At 68.7% G+C, this 14,529-nt stretch carries 17 protein-coding genes; 5 read left to right on the top strand and 12 right to left on the bottom strand.

Annotation, left to right across the window (positions count from 1 at the left end):
* Position 1 precedes the first annotated feature (1 nt).
* From BOX37_RS12390 to BOX37_RS12365, 6 genes are read right to left on the bottom strand one after another with little or no spacing between them, the layout of a single operon-like run.
* A complete protein-coding gene (locus BOX37_RS12390) occupies positions 2 to 499 on the bottom strand; it encodes a hypothetical protein (RefSeq protein WP_071927785.1) in 498 nt (165 codons plus the stop codon).
* Positions 496 to 909, bottom strand: a complete 414-nt coding sequence (locus tag BOX37_RS12385) for an NUDIX hydrolase (protein WP_071927784.1) — start codon at positions 907 to 909, stop codon at positions 496 to 498. Before BOX37_RS12385 ends, BOX37_RS12390 begins: the two co-directional genes overlap by 4 nt.
* A 19-nt stretch (positions 910 to 928) precedes the next feature.
* Entirely contained in the window at positions 929 to 1,408 is a 480-nt protein-coding gene (locus BOX37_RS12380) for a carboxymuconolactone decarboxylase family protein (protein WP_071927783.1), read from the bottom strand.
* Positions 1,405 to 2,484 carry an NAD(P)H-dependent amine dehydrogenase family protein gene (locus BOX37_RS12375; RefSeq protein ID WP_071927782.1) on the bottom strand — a complete coding sequence of 360 codons (1,080 nt, stop codon included), beginning with the start codon at positions 2,482 to 2,484 and terminating at the stop codon, positions 1,405 to 1,407. The genes BOX37_RS12380 and BOX37_RS12375 overlap by 4 nt, the downstream gene beginning before the upstream one ends.
* A gap of 60 nt (positions 2,485 to 2,544) precedes the next feature.
* On the bottom strand, positions 2,545 to 3,657 hold the full coding sequence (locus BOX37_RS12370) for a winged helix DNA-binding domain-containing protein (protein ID WP_071927781.1): 1,113 nt from the start codon (positions 3,655 to 3,657) through the stop codon (positions 2,545 to 2,547).
* A 9-nt stretch (positions 3,658 to 3,666) separates the two neighbouring features.
* Entirely contained in the window at positions 3,667 to 4,062 is a 396-nt protein-coding gene (locus BOX37_RS12365; RefSeq protein WP_071931423.1) for a BlaI/MecI/CopY family transcriptional regulator, read from the bottom strand.
* Between the two features lie 170 nt (positions 4,063 to 4,232).
* On the opposite strand from BOX37_RS12365, the gene dinB reads away from it, so the two are divergent.
* Both dinB and BOX37_RS12355 read left to right on the top strand, forming a co-directional pair.
* On the top strand, positions 4,233 to 5,468 hold the full coding sequence (dinB, locus tag BOX37_RS12360; protein WP_071927780.1) for a DNA polymerase IV: 1,236 nt from the start codon (positions 4,233 to 4,235) through the stop codon (positions 5,466 to 5,468).
* A 117-nt stretch (positions 5,469 to 5,585) separates the two neighbouring features.
* Positions 5,586 to 5,939, top strand: coding sequence for a PLD nuclease N-terminal domain-containing protein (locus tag BOX37_RS12355; protein ID WP_071927779.1), 354 nt, complete (start codon positions 5,586 to 5,588; stop codon positions 5,937 to 5,939).
* Here BOX37_RS12355 and BOX37_RS12350 read toward each other — a convergent pair whose 3' ends face one another.
* The 5 genes from BOX37_RS12350 to BOX37_RS12330 are packed head-to-tail and all read right to left on the bottom strand — an operon-like array spanning position 5,940 to position 10,778.
* Complete coding sequence (locus BOX37_RS12350) at positions 5,940 to 6,818, bottom strand: phosphoribulokinase (RefSeq protein WP_071927778.1); 879 nt, start codon at positions 6,816 to 6,818, stop codon at positions 5,940 to 5,942.
* A gap of 8 nt (positions 6,819 to 6,826) precedes the next feature.
* On the bottom strand, positions 6,827 to 7,915 hold the full coding sequence (locus tag BOX37_RS12345) for a class 1 fructose-bisphosphatase (protein ID WP_071927777.1): 1,089 nt from the start codon (positions 7,913 to 7,915) through the stop codon (positions 6,827 to 6,829).
* The gene (locus BOX37_RS12340) at positions 7,900 to 8,913 is read right to left on the bottom strand and encodes an AAA family ATPase (RefSeq protein ID WP_071927776.1); all 1,014 of its coding nucleotides are present in this window, start codon (positions 8,911 to 8,913) and stop codon (positions 7,900 to 7,902) included. Before BOX37_RS12340 ends, BOX37_RS12345 begins: the two co-directional genes overlap by 16 nt.
* Positions 8,903 to 9,325 (bottom strand): ribulose bisphosphate carboxylase small subunit, encoded by a 423-nt coding sequence (locus BOX37_RS12335; protein WP_071927775.1) that lies wholly within the window; start codon positions 9,323 to 9,325, stop codon positions 8,903 to 8,905. The genes BOX37_RS12340 and BOX37_RS12335 overlap by 11 nt, the downstream gene beginning before the upstream one ends.
* A gap of 10 nt (positions 9,326 to 9,335) precedes the next feature.
* Entirely contained in the window at positions 9,336 to 10,778 is a 1,443-nt protein-coding gene (locus BOX37_RS12330) for a form I ribulose bisphosphate carboxylase large subunit (RefSeq protein WP_071927774.1), read from the bottom strand.
* 124 nt (positions 10,779 to 10,902) lie between these two features.
* Between BOX37_RS12330 and BOX37_RS12325 the strand changes: the two genes are divergently transcribed.
* Positions 10,903 to 11,781, top strand: a complete 879-nt coding sequence (locus tag BOX37_RS12325; protein ID WP_240505318.1) for a LysR family transcriptional regulator — start codon at positions 10,903 to 10,905, stop codon at positions 11,779 to 11,781.
* A 24-nt stretch (positions 11,782 to 11,805) separates the two neighbouring features.
* On the opposite strand, the gene BOX37_RS12320 is transcribed toward BOX37_RS12325, so the two are convergent.
* Positions 11,806 to 12,393: a TIGR02452 family protein gene (locus tag BOX37_RS12320; RefSeq protein ID WP_084759568.1), complete on the bottom strand. Its 588-nt coding sequence runs from the start codon at positions 12,391 to 12,393 to the stop codon at positions 11,806 to 11,808.
* 315 nt (positions 12,394 to 12,708) lie between these two features.
* Here BOX37_RS12320 and BOX37_RS12315 point away from each other — a divergent pair, with 315 nt between their 5' ends.
* Together BOX37_RS12315 and BOX37_RS12310 are read left to right on the top strand one after the other, a co-directional pair.
* On the top strand, positions 12,709 to 13,803 hold the full coding sequence (locus tag BOX37_RS12315; RefSeq protein WP_071927772.1) for a hypothetical protein: 1,095 nt from the start codon (positions 12,709 to 12,711) through the stop codon (positions 13,801 to 13,803).
* 230 nt (positions 13,804 to 14,033) lie between these two features.
* Complete coding sequence (locus tag BOX37_RS12310) at positions 14,034 to 14,435, top strand: Rv3143 family two-component system response regulator (RefSeq protein WP_071927771.1); 402 nt, start codon at positions 14,034 to 14,036, stop codon at positions 14,433 to 14,435.
* The last annotated feature ends 94 nt before the right edge of the window (positions 14,436 to 14,529 follow it).

Raw genomic sequence — 14,529 nt, 5'->3', positions numbered from 1 at the left:
GTCACAGCTGCTGGGTCCATGCCACGAAGAACACCGTCCCCAGTGCCGCGAACACCACGCCGACCGGTACCGTCCACCACGGTCCGACGTGACCAAGGACTTTCCTGGTCAACCGCAGCTGCAGCCGACCTGACCAGGCAACCAGCCCGAGTAGCGCGGGCGCGATCAGCAGGCCCAGCGCCGCGTGCACGAGCCAGGAACCCGCCAGCGTCGGTCCGCCCCAGGCGTTCTCGTAGCCACCGGAGACCAGTGGATAGGCCAGCCCGCGCACCAGGACGAGCGCGCTGAGCAGCACAAGGAACCAGCAGAGCAGGCCGATACCCGCCGAGAGCACCGAATGGATCAGGCAGCGCGGCAGCGACACATCGTGGGCGGTGACGGGTTCGCGCAGGAGTCGGCGCGGCACCCGCAACCGGGTGCGGACACGGGCGAAGGCCAGCGGCAGCGCGAGCAGGGCGAAGGCGACCGAGCGCCTGATCCCGCCGCGCGTGCCGCTCACCGGAGTGACCCGGCCGCGGCGAGATCGTCGAAGAGCAGTCGGTCCACCGGCGGTACCAGGTCGCGCTCGCCGAGTCCGAACCAGGCCAGGGCCTCGATTTCACTGCTGGCGGTGAGCACACCGCGGTACTCGGCGGTGTAACAGGCCATCCGGACGACGGTGTCGTGCCCGTCGGCGACCGGGGCCTCATAGGTGCCCACGTGCACGGCGCTGTCGGGTGCGAGTTCCACGGTCAACTCCTCGGCGATCTCACGCACCAGCGTTTGCACATCGGTCTCGGTTCCCTCACGCTTGCCACCCGGGATGAAGAAGGCGTCCTTGCCCCGGGGCCGCGCGCACAGGATGCGCCCGTTCTCGATCAGCACCCAGGCCACCGTGTCGATCAGCTGTCGCACCGAAGAGTCACCCACGGCCCGCAGCCTAGCGCGGTCAGTGGCCCGGCAGCACGCAGACGGTATCGAGGCCGAGCACCCGGTTGAGCCGCCCGAACGCCAGCCAGGACCCGATGCTCATGCTCAACTCGACCACCTCGGCCTGGGAGTAGTGCTCGAACATCCGGCTCCAGAACTCGTCGTCCAGTCCGTGGTGATCGGTCGCGTAGCGTTCGGCGTACTCGGCGGCGAGGCGTGCGCGTTCGTCGAACAGATCGGTGGTGCGCCAGTTCGTCACGGCGTCGGCGAATTCCGCCTCGACCTTCTGCCCGTCGCGCTCGGTACGCCAGTCCTGACAGAACAGGCACCCGTTGATCTGGGCGATCCGCAGCCGCGCGGCCTCGAACTCGCGCAGGCCGAGGGTGGAGTGCTCGTAGACCGACAGCGAGAATGCCGCGGCGGCCACGCCGATGCCGGGGACCATCTCGCCCCACACATAGCCGATCGGGTCCTTGCCCTCGGGAATGTCGATGATCATGGTTGCTTCCTTCCGAATTTGCCGACCGCGGCACGCAGCGGGACATCGAGTGCGTCGTAGAGTCCGGGCTCGGCCTCGACCAGCCAGTCGATGGCGTTCACCAATCGACCCACGGCCGTGGCGTTTCCGCCCGCGGAGCGGTTGCCGCCCTCGTCGGTGGACTCGACGCTCACCTCGATACGCGGTGTGCCCTCGATGATCACGCGATGCGCGCCCACACCGTCGGGCGGTGTCGGCCAGTCCGGCGCGCACCCGGGGTGGATTCGGGTGACGTGCTCGATCACGATGCGGGGTTCGCCGTCGACGATGCCCTGCACCTCGAACCGCACCGCACCCTGCGTGCCTGCCTCGAACTCGCCCATCTGCACCGTCTGCACGGTCGCATCGAGTGCTCGCCGGTCCACGGTCTCGCGGATCTCGTCGAGTTCGACGCCCAGCCCCTTGGCGATCAGGCGAATCTGCCCGCCCCACACCATGGTCGGCACCGAGGGCAGCAGCATCGGCGGCTGATAGTCCATCGGCTGCCCCATGCCGACCAGGTACCGTACCGAGTCGGGCTGGTCGTAGGTGGAGTAGTCGAAGATCTCCTGGCAGCGCACCACATCGATGGTGCTGCCGAGTCCGCTGATCAACAGCGGCAGCACATCGTTGCCCCAGCCGGGATCGACGCCGGAGACGAACAGCGACCCACCACCCTCGGCGATGGCGGCCAGCACCGGATCACGCATCTCGGCGGGGGCGTTGGTCGAGTCGTAGAGCGCGTAGAGGGCCGGGGTGACGACGACAGCGCCGACGGCGATCGCGCGCACGATGTCGGCGAGGGCCTCCTCGGGCCGGATCTCACCGGAGGCGGCGTAGACGACCGCGCCCGGCCGGGTGGCCAGCAGCGCGTCGATGTCGGCGATGGCCGCCACTCCCAGGTCGACATCGAGTCCGGCGAGCGCTCCCGCGTCCCGGCCGACCTTGTCGGGATTGTGAACCAGCACACCCGTGAGTTCCAGCGCCGGATGGGCAGCCACGGCACGGATGGCCGCGCGGCCTACATTGCCGGTGCCCCAGACGATCGTGGGGATCATCGACCGAGCCTAACAAGTGCTTGGTCAGGTGTCCGGAAATATCCGAGATCCCATGGCGGATCAGCCCGCGCGCACGGTGAGACCGCTCGCGCCGAGGGCTTCGGCCAGCCGATTCACCGCCGCTGTCAGGTCGCGTTTCGGAAATCGTCCGGCCGCGAACATCGACACGACGACCTCGTCCTCGACGCGTTCCCAGGTGCCCGCGATCCGGCCGTCGACGAGGACGAGCGGGGAGATCCACCCCGCCGCGCGGCTCACCTTCGCGCGGTGTTCGGCGGGCAGCAGGGCGGTGTCGGCGGTGCCGGGACCGAGGACATACTGGTCGAACGGGCCGAGCAGGTGGATCGCGGGGTCGAGGGTCGCCGCGGCGAGGTCGTCGGTGAATTCGGCGGGCATCCAGCCCGGCCTGCCGTCGACGGAGACCTCGGTCAGCTCGTCACCCAGCGCCGCGAACCAGCCGCGCACAACGGTCTTGCGCAGACTGTTGCGGCTGAGCCAGGCGTCGAAGACTTCGGGCGAGGCCGGGCCATAGGCGCCGAGGTAGGCGCGGAGCAGCGTCGGCGCCGCCGCGGCCGGTTCGGGAATGCCGGTCCAGCCGGGCACCACCTGCGCGGGGCCGGCGAAGGTGACCTTGGCGCCGCGGGCCGGGCCGTGACACAGCGCGCCCTGCCAGGCCAGCGGCTTGAGCACGGCACCCCAGCCCGAGCGCAACTGCTCGGCCAGGTGGCCGAAGCCGGGTTCGGCGAGTACCGCCTCGACCAGTTCGTCCCGGGTCAGCACCTGATCGGCGAGAACCGTCGACACCACCTCCACCAGCGCGGCCACCTGGTCCGGGGTCGCGCCGAAGCTTTTCTGCCAGGACGGCTTCTCCCAGGTCCGGGCAGAACCGATCAGCGACAGCGCCGCCGCGGCCTGCTCGGGCACCATCGCGTGCAAGGTCCCGCGCATCGCCCAGGTCTTCACCAGCGAGCCCGCTGCCAGCGCCTGGGCGACACCATCGGCGGTCGTCTCCCGACCGCGCACGGCGACAGCCGTTTCCGCGGCCGAGGTCACCTGCGCCTGGACTCCCGCCAGCCGCTCCGAGATCGCCACGACCCCGGCCGTGCTCGGTGCCGAGACGAGTTGCCTGTGCAACCGCCAGGCGAAGACCTGGTCCCAGCCGACATTCAGCACCGCACTCCCCTAGTTCTCCTCGCTGCGCCGCGTGGCGACCCGGCGCAGCGCCGCGCGCAGGCCCGCGAACTCGTCGGCGCTGATCCGGTCGACGAAGTGACTCAGCACCAGGTCGGAGCGGCCACCCACGCCGAGCGCCTCGTGCATGAGCCGGGCGCTGTGCTCCTCGCGGGTGACAGTCGGCCAGTAGCGGTAGGCGCGCCCTTCGCGTTCCCTGGCCAGCCAGCCCTTGCGGTGCAGGTTGTCCATGGTCGACATGACCGTCGTGTAGGCGATCTCGCGTTCGGCGGCGAGCTCGTCGAACAGTTCGCGGACCGTGGTCGTGTCGACGTCTCGATCCCAGATCCGATCCATCAGCACTGCCTCGAGATCCCCGAAACCACGCACCGCCGACCGACTCCTCATCACCGCATACCCGACAAACCGGCTTCACAGTACCGCTCCGACCCCGGCGAGAGGCTACTGCGCGGCAATCTCCGACAGGGGCGGTTGCGGCGCGCGGACTACGGGGGCACCTGGCTGTCGGAGGTGTTCGGGCACAGTCTCGCGTTCTCGTCGGACCCCGATGCGAACATATGTTCGTGTCCGATTCCGCCGTTCCTCGTCGCCCGCGCATCCAGACCCGCGCCGGGGCCTCGATCCTGCACGCCGACCTCGATTCGTTCTACGCCTCGGTCGAGCAGCGGGATCAGCCCTGGTTGCGCGGCAAGCCGGTGATCGTCGGCGGCGGGGTCGTGCTGGCGGCCAGCTACGAGGCCAAGGCGTTCGGCATCCGGACACCGATGAACGCGGGCCAGGCCCTGCGGTTGTGTCCGCACGCGGTGGTCGTGCCACCGCGCATGGCGGCCTATACCGAGGCCAGCAAGGCGGTGTTCGCGGTCTTCCACGACACCACGCCGGTGGTGGAGGGGATCTCGATCGACGAGGCGTTCCTCGATGTCGGCGGGTTGCGCCGGATCAGTGGCGAGCCGGTCGAGATCGCCCGCGCGCTGCGCACAGCGGTGCGCAGTCGCGTCGGTCTGCCGATCTCGGTCGGGGTGGCGCGCAACAAGTTCCTGGCCAAGGTCGCCTCAGCCGTCGCCAAGCCCGACGGGTTGCGGGTGGTGGAGCCGGGCCGGGAACTCGAATTCCTGCATCCGCTGCCGGTGGAGCGGCTGTGGGGAGTCGGCGCGGTCACCGCTGCCACCCTGCATGCCAACGGCATCACCCGGGTCGGGCAGCTGGCCGAACTCGGCGAGGCGCGACTGCGCGCGATTCTCGGTCCGGCCGCGGCCCGGCATCTTTTCGCATTGTCATGGGCGCGCGATCCGCGCCGAGTGGAGACGGGCAAACGTCGGCGCTCGATCGGCGCCCAGCGCGCCCTCGGCCGCCGTCCTCGCGAACCCGAGGAGATCGCCGCCTGTCTCGACGGCCTGACCGATCGGCTCGGTCGCCGCCTGCGTGCGGCGAACCGCGTGTGCCGCACGGTGATCCTGCGCCTGCGCTTCGACGATTTCACCCGTGCCACCCGCTCGCACACCCTGGTCGAAGCCACCGATGCCTCCACCGCGATCCGCCACGCCGCCCGCCTGCTGCTCGACACCGCACAACCGCTGATCACCGAACGCGGCATCACCCTCATCGGGCTGTCACTGACCAACCTCGACGACGCCGACACCATGCAGCTCACCCTGCCCCTGGAACCACGCGCCGAGAACACGCTCGACGCCACCCTCGACGACCTGCGCCGCCGCTTCGGCTCCGCGGCCGTCACCCGTGCGGCACTCCTGAACAGCGGCGAAGGTCTTTCGGTCCCGCTGCTCCCGGATTGACCGTGCCGCGTGGGCCGCACCAGCGGCGTTCGCCGCCGTCACCGACCACCACCGGCTACGTGAAAGGACCCAACGCATGGGATAGTTTGCCCGCGATCACCGAGGAGGAGCACCCGGATGCCCTACGCCGTCATCGGCTTTCTGACCCTGGCCCTGTGGGCGTACTGCCTGGTCGACATCGTCACCAGCCCCGAGGAGGGGATCCGGCACCTGCCCAAGATGGGGTGGCTGTTCGTCGTGGTGTTGGTGCCGACCATCGGCGCGCTGCTGTGGTTGTTCGCGGGCAGACCGGTCGAGGACCGGCGTCCCGCCTCGACCACCCGGTTCGGCGAATACGACCGGCCGCGCCGTCGGATGGCGACCAATCCCGACGACGACGAGGCATTCCTGCGCGGCCTGCGCGAACGCGCCGAACAGCAGCGACGCGAAGCCCGCAGGCAACAGCAACAGCACGAGCAGGACGACGCCTGATCACACGAATCGCTTGGGCCGCTTGTCCATCAGGCGCAGGATCAGCGGGGTGAAGATCAGCTGCATCGCCAGCTCCATCTTCCCGCCGGGCACCACGATGCAGTTGGGTCGCGACATGAACGAGTCGTGCAGCATCGACAGCAGGTACGGGAAGTCGATCACCTTCGGGTCGGCGAAGCGGATCACCACGAAACTCTCGTCGGCGGTCGGCACGCTGCGCGCGGTGAACGGGTTGGAGGTGTCCACCGTCGGCACCCGCTGGAAGTTGACGTAGGTCCGCGAGAACTGCGGACAGATGTACTTCACGTAGTCGGGCATGCGGCGCAGGATCGTATCGATCACCGCCTCACTGGAATACCCGCGATGGGTCTTGTCCCGGTACACCTTCTGGATCCACTCCAGGTTGATGATGGGCACCACCCCCACCAGCAGATCGGTGTACCGGGCGACATTCACCGCGTCGGTCACCGCGGCGCCGTGCAGCCCCTCGTAGAACAGCAGATCGCTGCCGGGCGCGAGATCCTGCCACGCGGTGAAGGTTCCGGCGGGCTGGCCGTAGGGTTTGGCCTCCTCGTCGTCGTGCAGATACCTGCGCACCTGCCCCACCCCCGACTCGCCGTACTCACGGAACAGCGACTCGAGTTCGGGCAGCAGATTCGCGTCCTCGCCGAAGTGCGAGAACGTCGTATCGCGCTGCTGTTCGGCCTCGGCCATCGCGAGCTTCATCTCCGCGCGGTCGTAGCGGTGGAACGAATCGCCCTCCACCACCACCGCGGTGATCCCCTCGCGCCGGAAGATCTCCTCGAAGGTCCGGGTGACGCTGGTCGTGCCGGCACCGGAGGACCCGGTGATCGCGACCACGGGATGCTTGACCGACATTTCGCCTCCTACTTGCGCTGGTCGTGCTTGGCGGGCCGCAGCAGCGATCGGGTGCCGAACAGCGAACTGTCGAAGCTGGGGCCCGCGTCCGGCTCACGGTGATAGCGCTCGACGCGCAGCACCTCGTTGCGGGAACCGAAGATGAACGGCACCCGCTGATGCACCTCGGCCGGCGGCACGAGCATCACCCGGTCGTGCCCGGTGGTCGCCGCGCCACCGGCCTGCTCGACGATGAACGCGATCGGATTCGCGCCGTAGAGCAGCGAAACCCGCCCCGGACGAGCCGGATTGCGGGTGTCGCGCGGATACAGGTACATCCCGCCCCTGGTCAGAATGTGGAAGGTGTCGGCCACCAGCGAGGCCACCCAGCGCATGTTGAAATCCCGCCCGCGCGGACCGTCGACGCCTTCCAGACACTCGTGCACATAACGGCGCACCGGCCGCTCCCAGAACCGTTCGTTGGCGGCGTTGATCGCGAAACCGGCGGTGTCGTCGGGAATCCGCATCCCCGGATGGGTCAGCACGAACGCGCCGATCTCGCGATCGAGAGTGAAGCCGTCGACGCCGCTGCCGGTGGTGAGCACCAGCATCGTGGCCGGACCGTAGAGGGTGAATCCGGCGCACACCTGTCGCACGCCAGGTTGCAGGAAGTCGGTGTCGGCGGGCTCGGCGGTGCCGTCGAGGACCTCCGGCGGCGCGCGCAGGATGCTGAAGATCGAACCGACGGGCAGGTTCACGTCGATATTGCTCGACCCGTCCAGCGCGTCGTAGGCCAGCAGGTACTTTCCGCGCCGCTGGGTGGCGGGCACGGGGGTCAGGCGCTGTTCGGACAGCAGACCCGACAGGTGCCCGGTCCACTGTGTCTGGCCGACCATGATCTCGTCGGTCAGGACGTCGAGCCGTCGGCTCACCGAGACCTGCTCGTTCTCGACCACACCGCGCGAGCCGATGATCGCCCCGCGCGTCACCTGGTTGGCGATGATCTTCGTGGCCGTGGCGACCACGTTGACCAACGCGGAGAACTCGCCCGAGGAGCCGGGATGGCGGTGTTCCTCCTCGATCGTGTAGCGGGTGAGGGTCTTCAATCCGTCCGGCATGGCGTCGCGCCCACCTCCTGGCCCGGTCCGTCGAACACGCTGCTGCCGTAGACATCTCGTTCGCTCAGCGTGATCAGGTCACTGCGCGAGAGCGGTCGGCGAGCCTCGACGAGCCGTTTGGCCTGGCGCAGGCGGCAGCGATCGATCGCATTGCGCACGCTGCGCGCGTTGGAGAAGCGCGGGCGGGTCATCCGCACCGTCAGGTACTCCTCGAACGCGGCGTGCGCGCCCTCGTCGAAGCGGAAGTTCTCCCCCGCCACCATCAATTCGGCGATGCCCATCAGTTCGTCGCAGGTGTAGTCGGCGAACTCGAGGTGGTGGGCGACCCGGGAGGACAGTCCGGGATTGGCGGAGAAGAACCGGTCCATCCGGTCGGGATAGCCGGCGAAGATCACGACCAGGTTCGCGCGCTCGTTCTCCATCTCCTGCAGCAGGATCTCGATCACCTCCTGCCCGTAGTCGCGTTCGTTCTCGGGCCGGAACAGGTAGTAGGCCTCGTCGATGAACAGCACCCCGCCCGCCGCCTTGGCGATGGCCTCCTTGGTCTTGGGCGCGGTGTGGCCGATGAACTGGCCGACCAGATCGTCGCGGGTCACGGTGTGCACCTTGGGTTTACGGATGTAGCCCAGCGCGTGCAGCATCTGCGCCATCCGCAGTGCCACCGTGGTCTTTCCGGTGCCGGGTCCACCGGTGAAGCTCATGTGCATGGTCGGCCGGGACGAGGTCAGCCCGAACCGGCGCCGGGCCCGATCGATCATCAGCAGTGCGGCGATCTCGCGGACCCGGACCTTCACATTCGCCAGGCCGATCAGCTCGGCGTCGAGCGCGGTCAGGGTCTCGGCCACGTCGTGTCCGGCCAGATCGAGGGACAGATCCAGCAGCGCGTCCTCGCTCAACAGTTCCTCGGGCGCCGGATCACCCGATGGCGGCGACGGCCGGGTATCGGTGACGCCCGGCCGTGCCAACCGGAATCCGTTGGCGGATCCCTCAGCCGCCATACCGCTGTCCCTGCGGACGTTCGGTGGCGTAGGACCGGACACTGTAGATCTGGCGACGATCCGGGCCCTCGGCCCTGGCCAGTTCGAACCCGGGTTCCTCAACGGGACGCTGGACCAGGAAGCTCAGTGCCGTGGTCTGTTTGGTGTAGGTCGCGTCGTAGGCGGTGACCCGCACGTAGTGCCGGGGGAAAGTCGCCCGGCAGGCGTTGATCTCGGCCAGCACCCCGTCGGGTTCGTCGAGATCGAACAGCGGCAAGCCCCACATCTCCCAATAGGTGTTGCGCGGATGCGGATCGTCGGTGTACTCGATCGACACCGGCCAGTTGTTGAGCAGGGCATAGCGCACCTGGGCGGCGATCTCGTCGTCGGTGAGTTCGGCCAGGTACGAGAACGTCCCGTGTCGCAGATACATGACTGGTCCCCTACAGGCTCGGCGTCGGCACCGCGTCGGGTGCGTCGGTGGACGTGTAATCGAAGGTGACATCGCCCCAGGTCGACAGCGCGACCTCGAGCGAGCGGCAGGCCGAGGCCGCCGTGCGCAGCACCTCGGGCCCCTCTTTGAGCAGGTCGCGACCCTCGTTGCGGGCCTTGACCACCGCTTCGAGCGCCACCCGGTTGGCTTCGGCGCCTGCCGCGATGCCGAGCGGGTGACCGATCGTGCCGCCGCCGAACTGCAGGATCACGTCGTCGCCGAAAAGGTCGAGCAGCTGATGCATCTGGCCCGCGTGGATGCCGCCGGAGGCCACCGGCATCACGCCGGGCAGGCTGGCCCATTCCTGATCGAAGAAGATGCCGTTGCCGAGATCGGCCGGAATCGAATTCTCGCGCAGGGTGTCGTAGAAGCCGCGGGTGGTCGCTGGATCGCCTTCCAATTTGCCCACCACGGTGCCCGCGTGCAGATGATCGACCCCGATCAGCCTGCACCACTTGGCCAGCACCCGGAAACTCACGCCGTGCGTCTTCTGCCGGGTGAAGGTCGAGTGGCCGGCCCGGTGCAGGTGCAGCAGCACGCCGTTACGCCGCGCCCACTTCGACATCGACTGCATCGCGGTGTAGCCGACGGTGAGGTCCATCATGATCACCACGGAGCCGATTTCCTTGGCGAACTCGGCCCGCTCGTACATGTCCTCCATGGACGCGGCGGTCACGTTGAGGTAGTGACCCTTGATCTCGCCGGTCTCGGCCATCGCCCTGTTCACGCCCTCCATCGCGAACAGGTACCGGTCGCGCCAGCGCATGAACGGCTGGGAGTTGATGTTCTCGTCGTCCTTGGTGAAGTCGAGACCGCCCTTGCACGCCTCGTAGATCACCCGGCCGTAATTGCGGGCGGACAAACCGAGTTTCGGTTTCACCGTCGCGCCGAGCAGCGGGCGACCGTATTTGTTGAGATATTCGCGTTCCATCACCGTGCCGTGCGGTGGGCCCTGGAAGGTCTTGACATAGGCCACCGGAATACGCATGTCCTCGAGCCGCAACGCGAGCAGCGGTTTGAAGCCGAAGACATTACCGATGATCGAGGAGGTGAGGTTGGTGATCGACCCCTCTTCGAAGAGATCGAGATCGTAGGCGATGTAGGCGAAGTACTCCCCCGGCCTGCCCGGCACCTCGTCGACCCGGTAACACTTGGCCTGGTACTTCGAGTGTGCGGTGAGCCGGTCGGTCCACACGACAGTCCATGTCGCCGTAGAGGATTCGCCCGCTACGGCCGCGGCGGCCTCGATCGGGTCGACGCCCTTCTGCGGAGTCACCCGGAACACCGCGAGCACATCGGTATCCGACGGGGTGTAGTCGGGTGCGTAATATCCCATCGACGCATACGACTGAACACCCGGATCCCAACGATCCCGTTCGGTTTCTTCCGTCATGGTTCCTCCTGTGGAATCCGGTGTACCCGTTGCGAATTCCAGGATGAGGGGCGTCGAGTCCACAAACAATGTGAATGTTTCTGGGAACGCTCAACCGAAACGTTGAGTTTGCTACCGTCTGGTAGTGGGCAGGGTGAGTGCGGGGCGGATGGAAACGTTCCTCGCCGTGGCCCGGCTGGGCAGTATTCGGGGTGCGGCGGCACGGTTGCACGTCACCGAGGCGGCGGTGTCCGCGGCGGTCGGCCATGTCGAGAAGCAGTTGGGCGCCAAGCTGATCGCGCGGTCCGGGCGCGGGATCGCGCTCACCGAGGCCGGCCGGGTCTACGCCGAATACTGTCGCGGGATCCTCGGACTGATGAAAGAGGCGCACGCCGCGGTGCGCCAGGCCGACGCGGGCCGACTACGCATCGGGGTCGTCGCGACGGCGGGCGAATCGGTGGTGCTGCGGCCGCTGGCCTCGTTCCGCCGCCGCTATCCCGCAGTGGAGTTGAGCCTGTCGATCCAGCCCCGCGACGTGCTGTTCGCCGAATTGCAGCACCATGAAACCGATCTCGTCATCGCGGGCCGGCCACCCCACGACGCGAAACTCGTCATCCAGGCCCGCCGCCCGAGCACCCTGGTCGTCGTCGGCACCGGCTCCCCCGACCCGCGTCACGCCACCTGGCTGCTGCGCGGCGCGGGCTCGGGCACCCGCGAAGCCACCTTCGCCCTGCTCGACCGTCTCCAGATCGACCCGCCCACCCTCACGTTGGGCTCGCACGGCGCCGTCATCGCCGCGGCCCGCGAGGGCCTCGGCGTCACCCTCATCCACTCCGATGCCGTCGGCGAACACCTCGAATCCGGCGCCCTGCACACCATCGACGTCCCCGGCACCCCCCTCGACCGCGCCTGGCACGCCGTCACCACCTCCACCCCGACCCCTGCCACCCGGCTGTTCCTGGCCCACCTCATCGACCCCGCCGAAACCGGCCCCGACGCTTTCCACGCCGCCATCGGTCCGTGACCGGCCATCGACTTCGACCCCCGCCTACCCGGTCGGTCCGAAGCGGGCCCGGAAGGCGGTTCGGTTGACCGAGACCGGATTGCGATCCCACACCGCGAACACCACCCGCTCGAACGCCGCTCCCCACCGATCCAGCGCGACACCGAAGGCGCCGGCGACCTCGGCCGGGTCGTTCGCGAAGACCCCACAGCCCCAGGCGCCCAGCACCAGGTCGCGCACCTGGTGCCGCGCGGCGGCCGCCAGCACGCGCTCCGCTCGCTGTGCCAGCACCTCGCGCACGTCCACGGTCGCCGACCGGCGGGCCAGTTCTCCCGCGTTCGGTGCGGGCGAGGTCAGGAACGTCACCGGAAAGGGTGGGGCGAGTTCCCCGCGGCCGTCGCGGATCACGGGTACGTCCGGCGACACGACGACTCGGTGGCTGTATCGCAGATCCGGTGAATTCCGGTGTGCGGCGTAGTAATCCGATGCCTCGACCAAACACGTGTACAGCAGCGCGTTGCGGCACAGATCCTCTTCCTGCGCCCGGGCGCCCCGCAGATACCCGCCGCCGGGGCTGCGCGCCGACGCGAAGTTGAGTACCCCCACACGCCCACCGTTCCCGGCATCATGCAGCCGTCTCGACGCCCCCGCCCGACCGTAAACGACCGGTCCCCGTCACACCACATGTTTTTGTCGTTTCGACAAGAACAGCTCCTGGTATCGCGATCGGACCCAGTCGACACCACTGGGTGAGGCTGCACAGACGATTTCACCACCGCGCGCCCGAGCGGCTCGGCGCCGACCCGGTCGGGTCGAGATCGCTGTCGGCGTGCGCGGGGTGTCCTGCTGCCGCAGCGGCTCGGTGGACGCTGCCGGAGACCATGGGTACGGTCGTCGGTGGGGGCGGGACCGTCGTCGGCATGGGAAATCGAAACCTAGGGGTGGGGTATGGCAACCGAAGTGACGCTGTCGGGGGATGCGCTCGTCTTGCCGGGTGGGGTGCGGGTGACGTTCGTGCGGACCTTGCGACTGCCCGAGAGCGGGACCTATCCGCTGCCGCCCGGGCTGGGGACGTTTCCGTTGCGGCGGGTTGCCGATCACCCCGACACCGTGCCCGGGGAATGGCGCAAGCGTGGGGGCGTGATGCTGCCCGTCTATCAGCGCGAGGCGATGTGGTTGCGATTCTCGGCGACCACGCCGACCGCACTGAAGGTTGCCGTGGGCAAGGTGTGCGCGGTGTCGGGAAAACCATGGAGCGACTCGCTCGGCAAAGAGCCGCAGAACTATCTCGCGCTGCCGGATCAGCCGTGGCTGGACGGCATCAACTCCGGTGACGGGACGGTGCGTCAGTTCGTCGCGGTACCACTCGGATTGGGCGCGACGGTCGAAGGTCAGGTGACCGGTTCCGAGCAGTGGGGTGGGGTGCAACTGGCCGCGCACGGACTCACCGAAGACGCCCGCGCGGTGTGGGATACCGAACAGGAGGCGCTGCGGCGCAGTCTGCGTCCCGCCGCCAACCCGGTCGGCTACGCGGTCCCGGAGGGCATGGTCGCCGGTGCGCCGATGGCGGTCAGCGCACCGTGGTCCGGTGCGCCCGCGGGTGCTCCCGCCGCCCCGGGCAGCCCCGCGCCCACCGGCGCGCCGCGCAAGAGCCGAGGGCGTTCGACCGCCCGATCGATGGGCATGGGCGCGGGCGGCACCATGCGCCAGGAGATCTACGCCGACCATCGCCCGATCGCGGACTATGGCCGCGAAGCCGACGGCCGTGTCTTCGTCCACCTCGCCTCGGCCGCCGAATGGCAGCAGATCACCGGTGAACCCGCACCGCCCACCCCGATCACCGCGCAGGCCTACACCCAGCACGGCCTGCCCTGGTTCGACTACTACGCCGCCGACGCCGAGGATTTGCCGCCCGCGGACGAGCTCGCCGCTGTCAGACCCACCGGCGACTGGCTCGCCGACGAACAACCGAACCCGCCCATCGAGGACTCGCTCCCGGTGATCCCCCTGGGCCACAAGACAATCAAGGACGGCGACTGGTAGCCCACCGCCACGGGCACCCGCTGCCGACCGGGCGCGGGCGCCCACCAGGTCACCACGTCACGAGCTGCCGGGCACCATCGCGCCGTCCAACCGTCCGCCACCGCAGTATCCGTCGCCACGTCGCGGCGCCCTGGGCATCACGACGTCGCGGACCGTCCTGTCGCGCAGCGAAACCGGCGGATCCCGCCAACCTGCCACGGTGCGGACCCACCCGGACGTACGATCCGAACGTGGCCGAATCGACTGGTTCCACCCCGCTGCGTGTACTGGTCTACAGCAACGATGCCGACACCAGGCAACAGGTGATCCTCGCGCTGGGCCGTAGGCCGCGCGCCGATCTCCCCGAACTCGACTTCTTCGAAGTGGCCACCGCGCCGGTGGTCATCGAGCAGATGGACGCCGGGGGGATCGATCTGGCGATCCTCGACGGCGAATCCGCGCCGACAGGCGGCCTCGGCATCGCCAAGCAACTCAAGGACGAGATCGAGCAATGTCCGCCGGTGGTCGTGCTCACCGGCCGCCCCGACGACGCCTGGCTGGCCAACTGGTCGCGCGCCGAAGCCGCCGTCTCGCACCCGATCGACCCCATGCAGCTGACCAACGCCGTCGCCGGCGTCCTGCTCGCCCGCTGATCATCGGCATCCGGGTATCGTCCCGAACCCGCGGATAGTCCGCGTCGCTGCCGCACGCCCGATCACCACTGGTGACACCAGGGGTTGCTGTCGG

The sequence above is a fragment of the Nocardia mangyaensis genome, assembly GCF_001886715.1.
In the GTDB taxonomy this organism is placed as follows: domain Bacteria; phylum Actinomycetota; class Actinomycetes; order Mycobacteriales; family Mycobacteriaceae; genus Nocardia; species Nocardia mangyaensis.
Note: the sequence above shows the minus strand (reverse complement) of the source record. Positions and strands in the feature narration are given on the sequence as shown.

Coding starts and splice junctions, on each gene's coding strand:
- BOX37_RS12365 (WP_071931423.1), bottom strand. CDS start 4,062: ATGAGGAGTCGGTCGGCGGTGCGTGGTTTCGGGGATCTCGAGGCAGTG.
- BOX37_RS12345 (WP_071927777.1), bottom strand. CDS start 7,915: ATGCCGGACGGATTGAAGACCCTCACCCGCTACACGATCGAGGAGGAA.
- BOX37_RS12315 (WP_071927772.1), top strand. CDS start 12,709: ATGGCAACCGAAGTGACGCTGTCGGGGGATGCGCTCGTCTTGCCGGGT.
- dinB (WP_071927780.1), top strand. CDS start 4,233: ATGTTCGTGTCCGATTCCGCCGTTCCTCGTCGCCCGCGCATCCAGACC.
- BOX37_RS12375 (WP_071927782.1), bottom strand. CDS start 2,484: ATGATCCCCACGATCGTCTGGGGCACCGGCAATGTAGGCCGCGCGGCC.
- BOX37_RS12340 (WP_071927776.1), bottom strand. CDS start 8,913: ATGGCGGCTGAGGGATCCGCCAACGGATTCCGGTTGGCACGGCCGGGC.
- BOX37_RS12380 (WP_071927783.1), bottom strand. CDS start 1,408: ATGATCATCGACATTCCCGAGGGCAAGGACCCGATCGGCTATGTGTGG.
- BOX37_RS12330 (WP_071927774.1), bottom strand. CDS start 10,778: ATGACGGAAGAAACCGAACGGGATCGTTGGGATCCGGGTGTTCAGTCG.
- BOX37_RS12355 (WP_071927779.1), top strand. CDS start 5,586: ATGCCCTACGCCGTCATCGGCTTTCTGACCCTGGCCCTGTGGGCGTAC.
- BOX37_RS12350 (WP_071927778.1), bottom strand. CDS start 6,818: ATGTCGGTCAAGCATCCCGTGGTCGCGATCACCGGGTCCTCCGGTGCC.
- BOX37_RS12335 (WP_071927775.1), bottom strand. CDS start 9,325: ATGTATCTGCGACACGGGACGTTCTCGTACCTGGCCGAACTCACCGAC.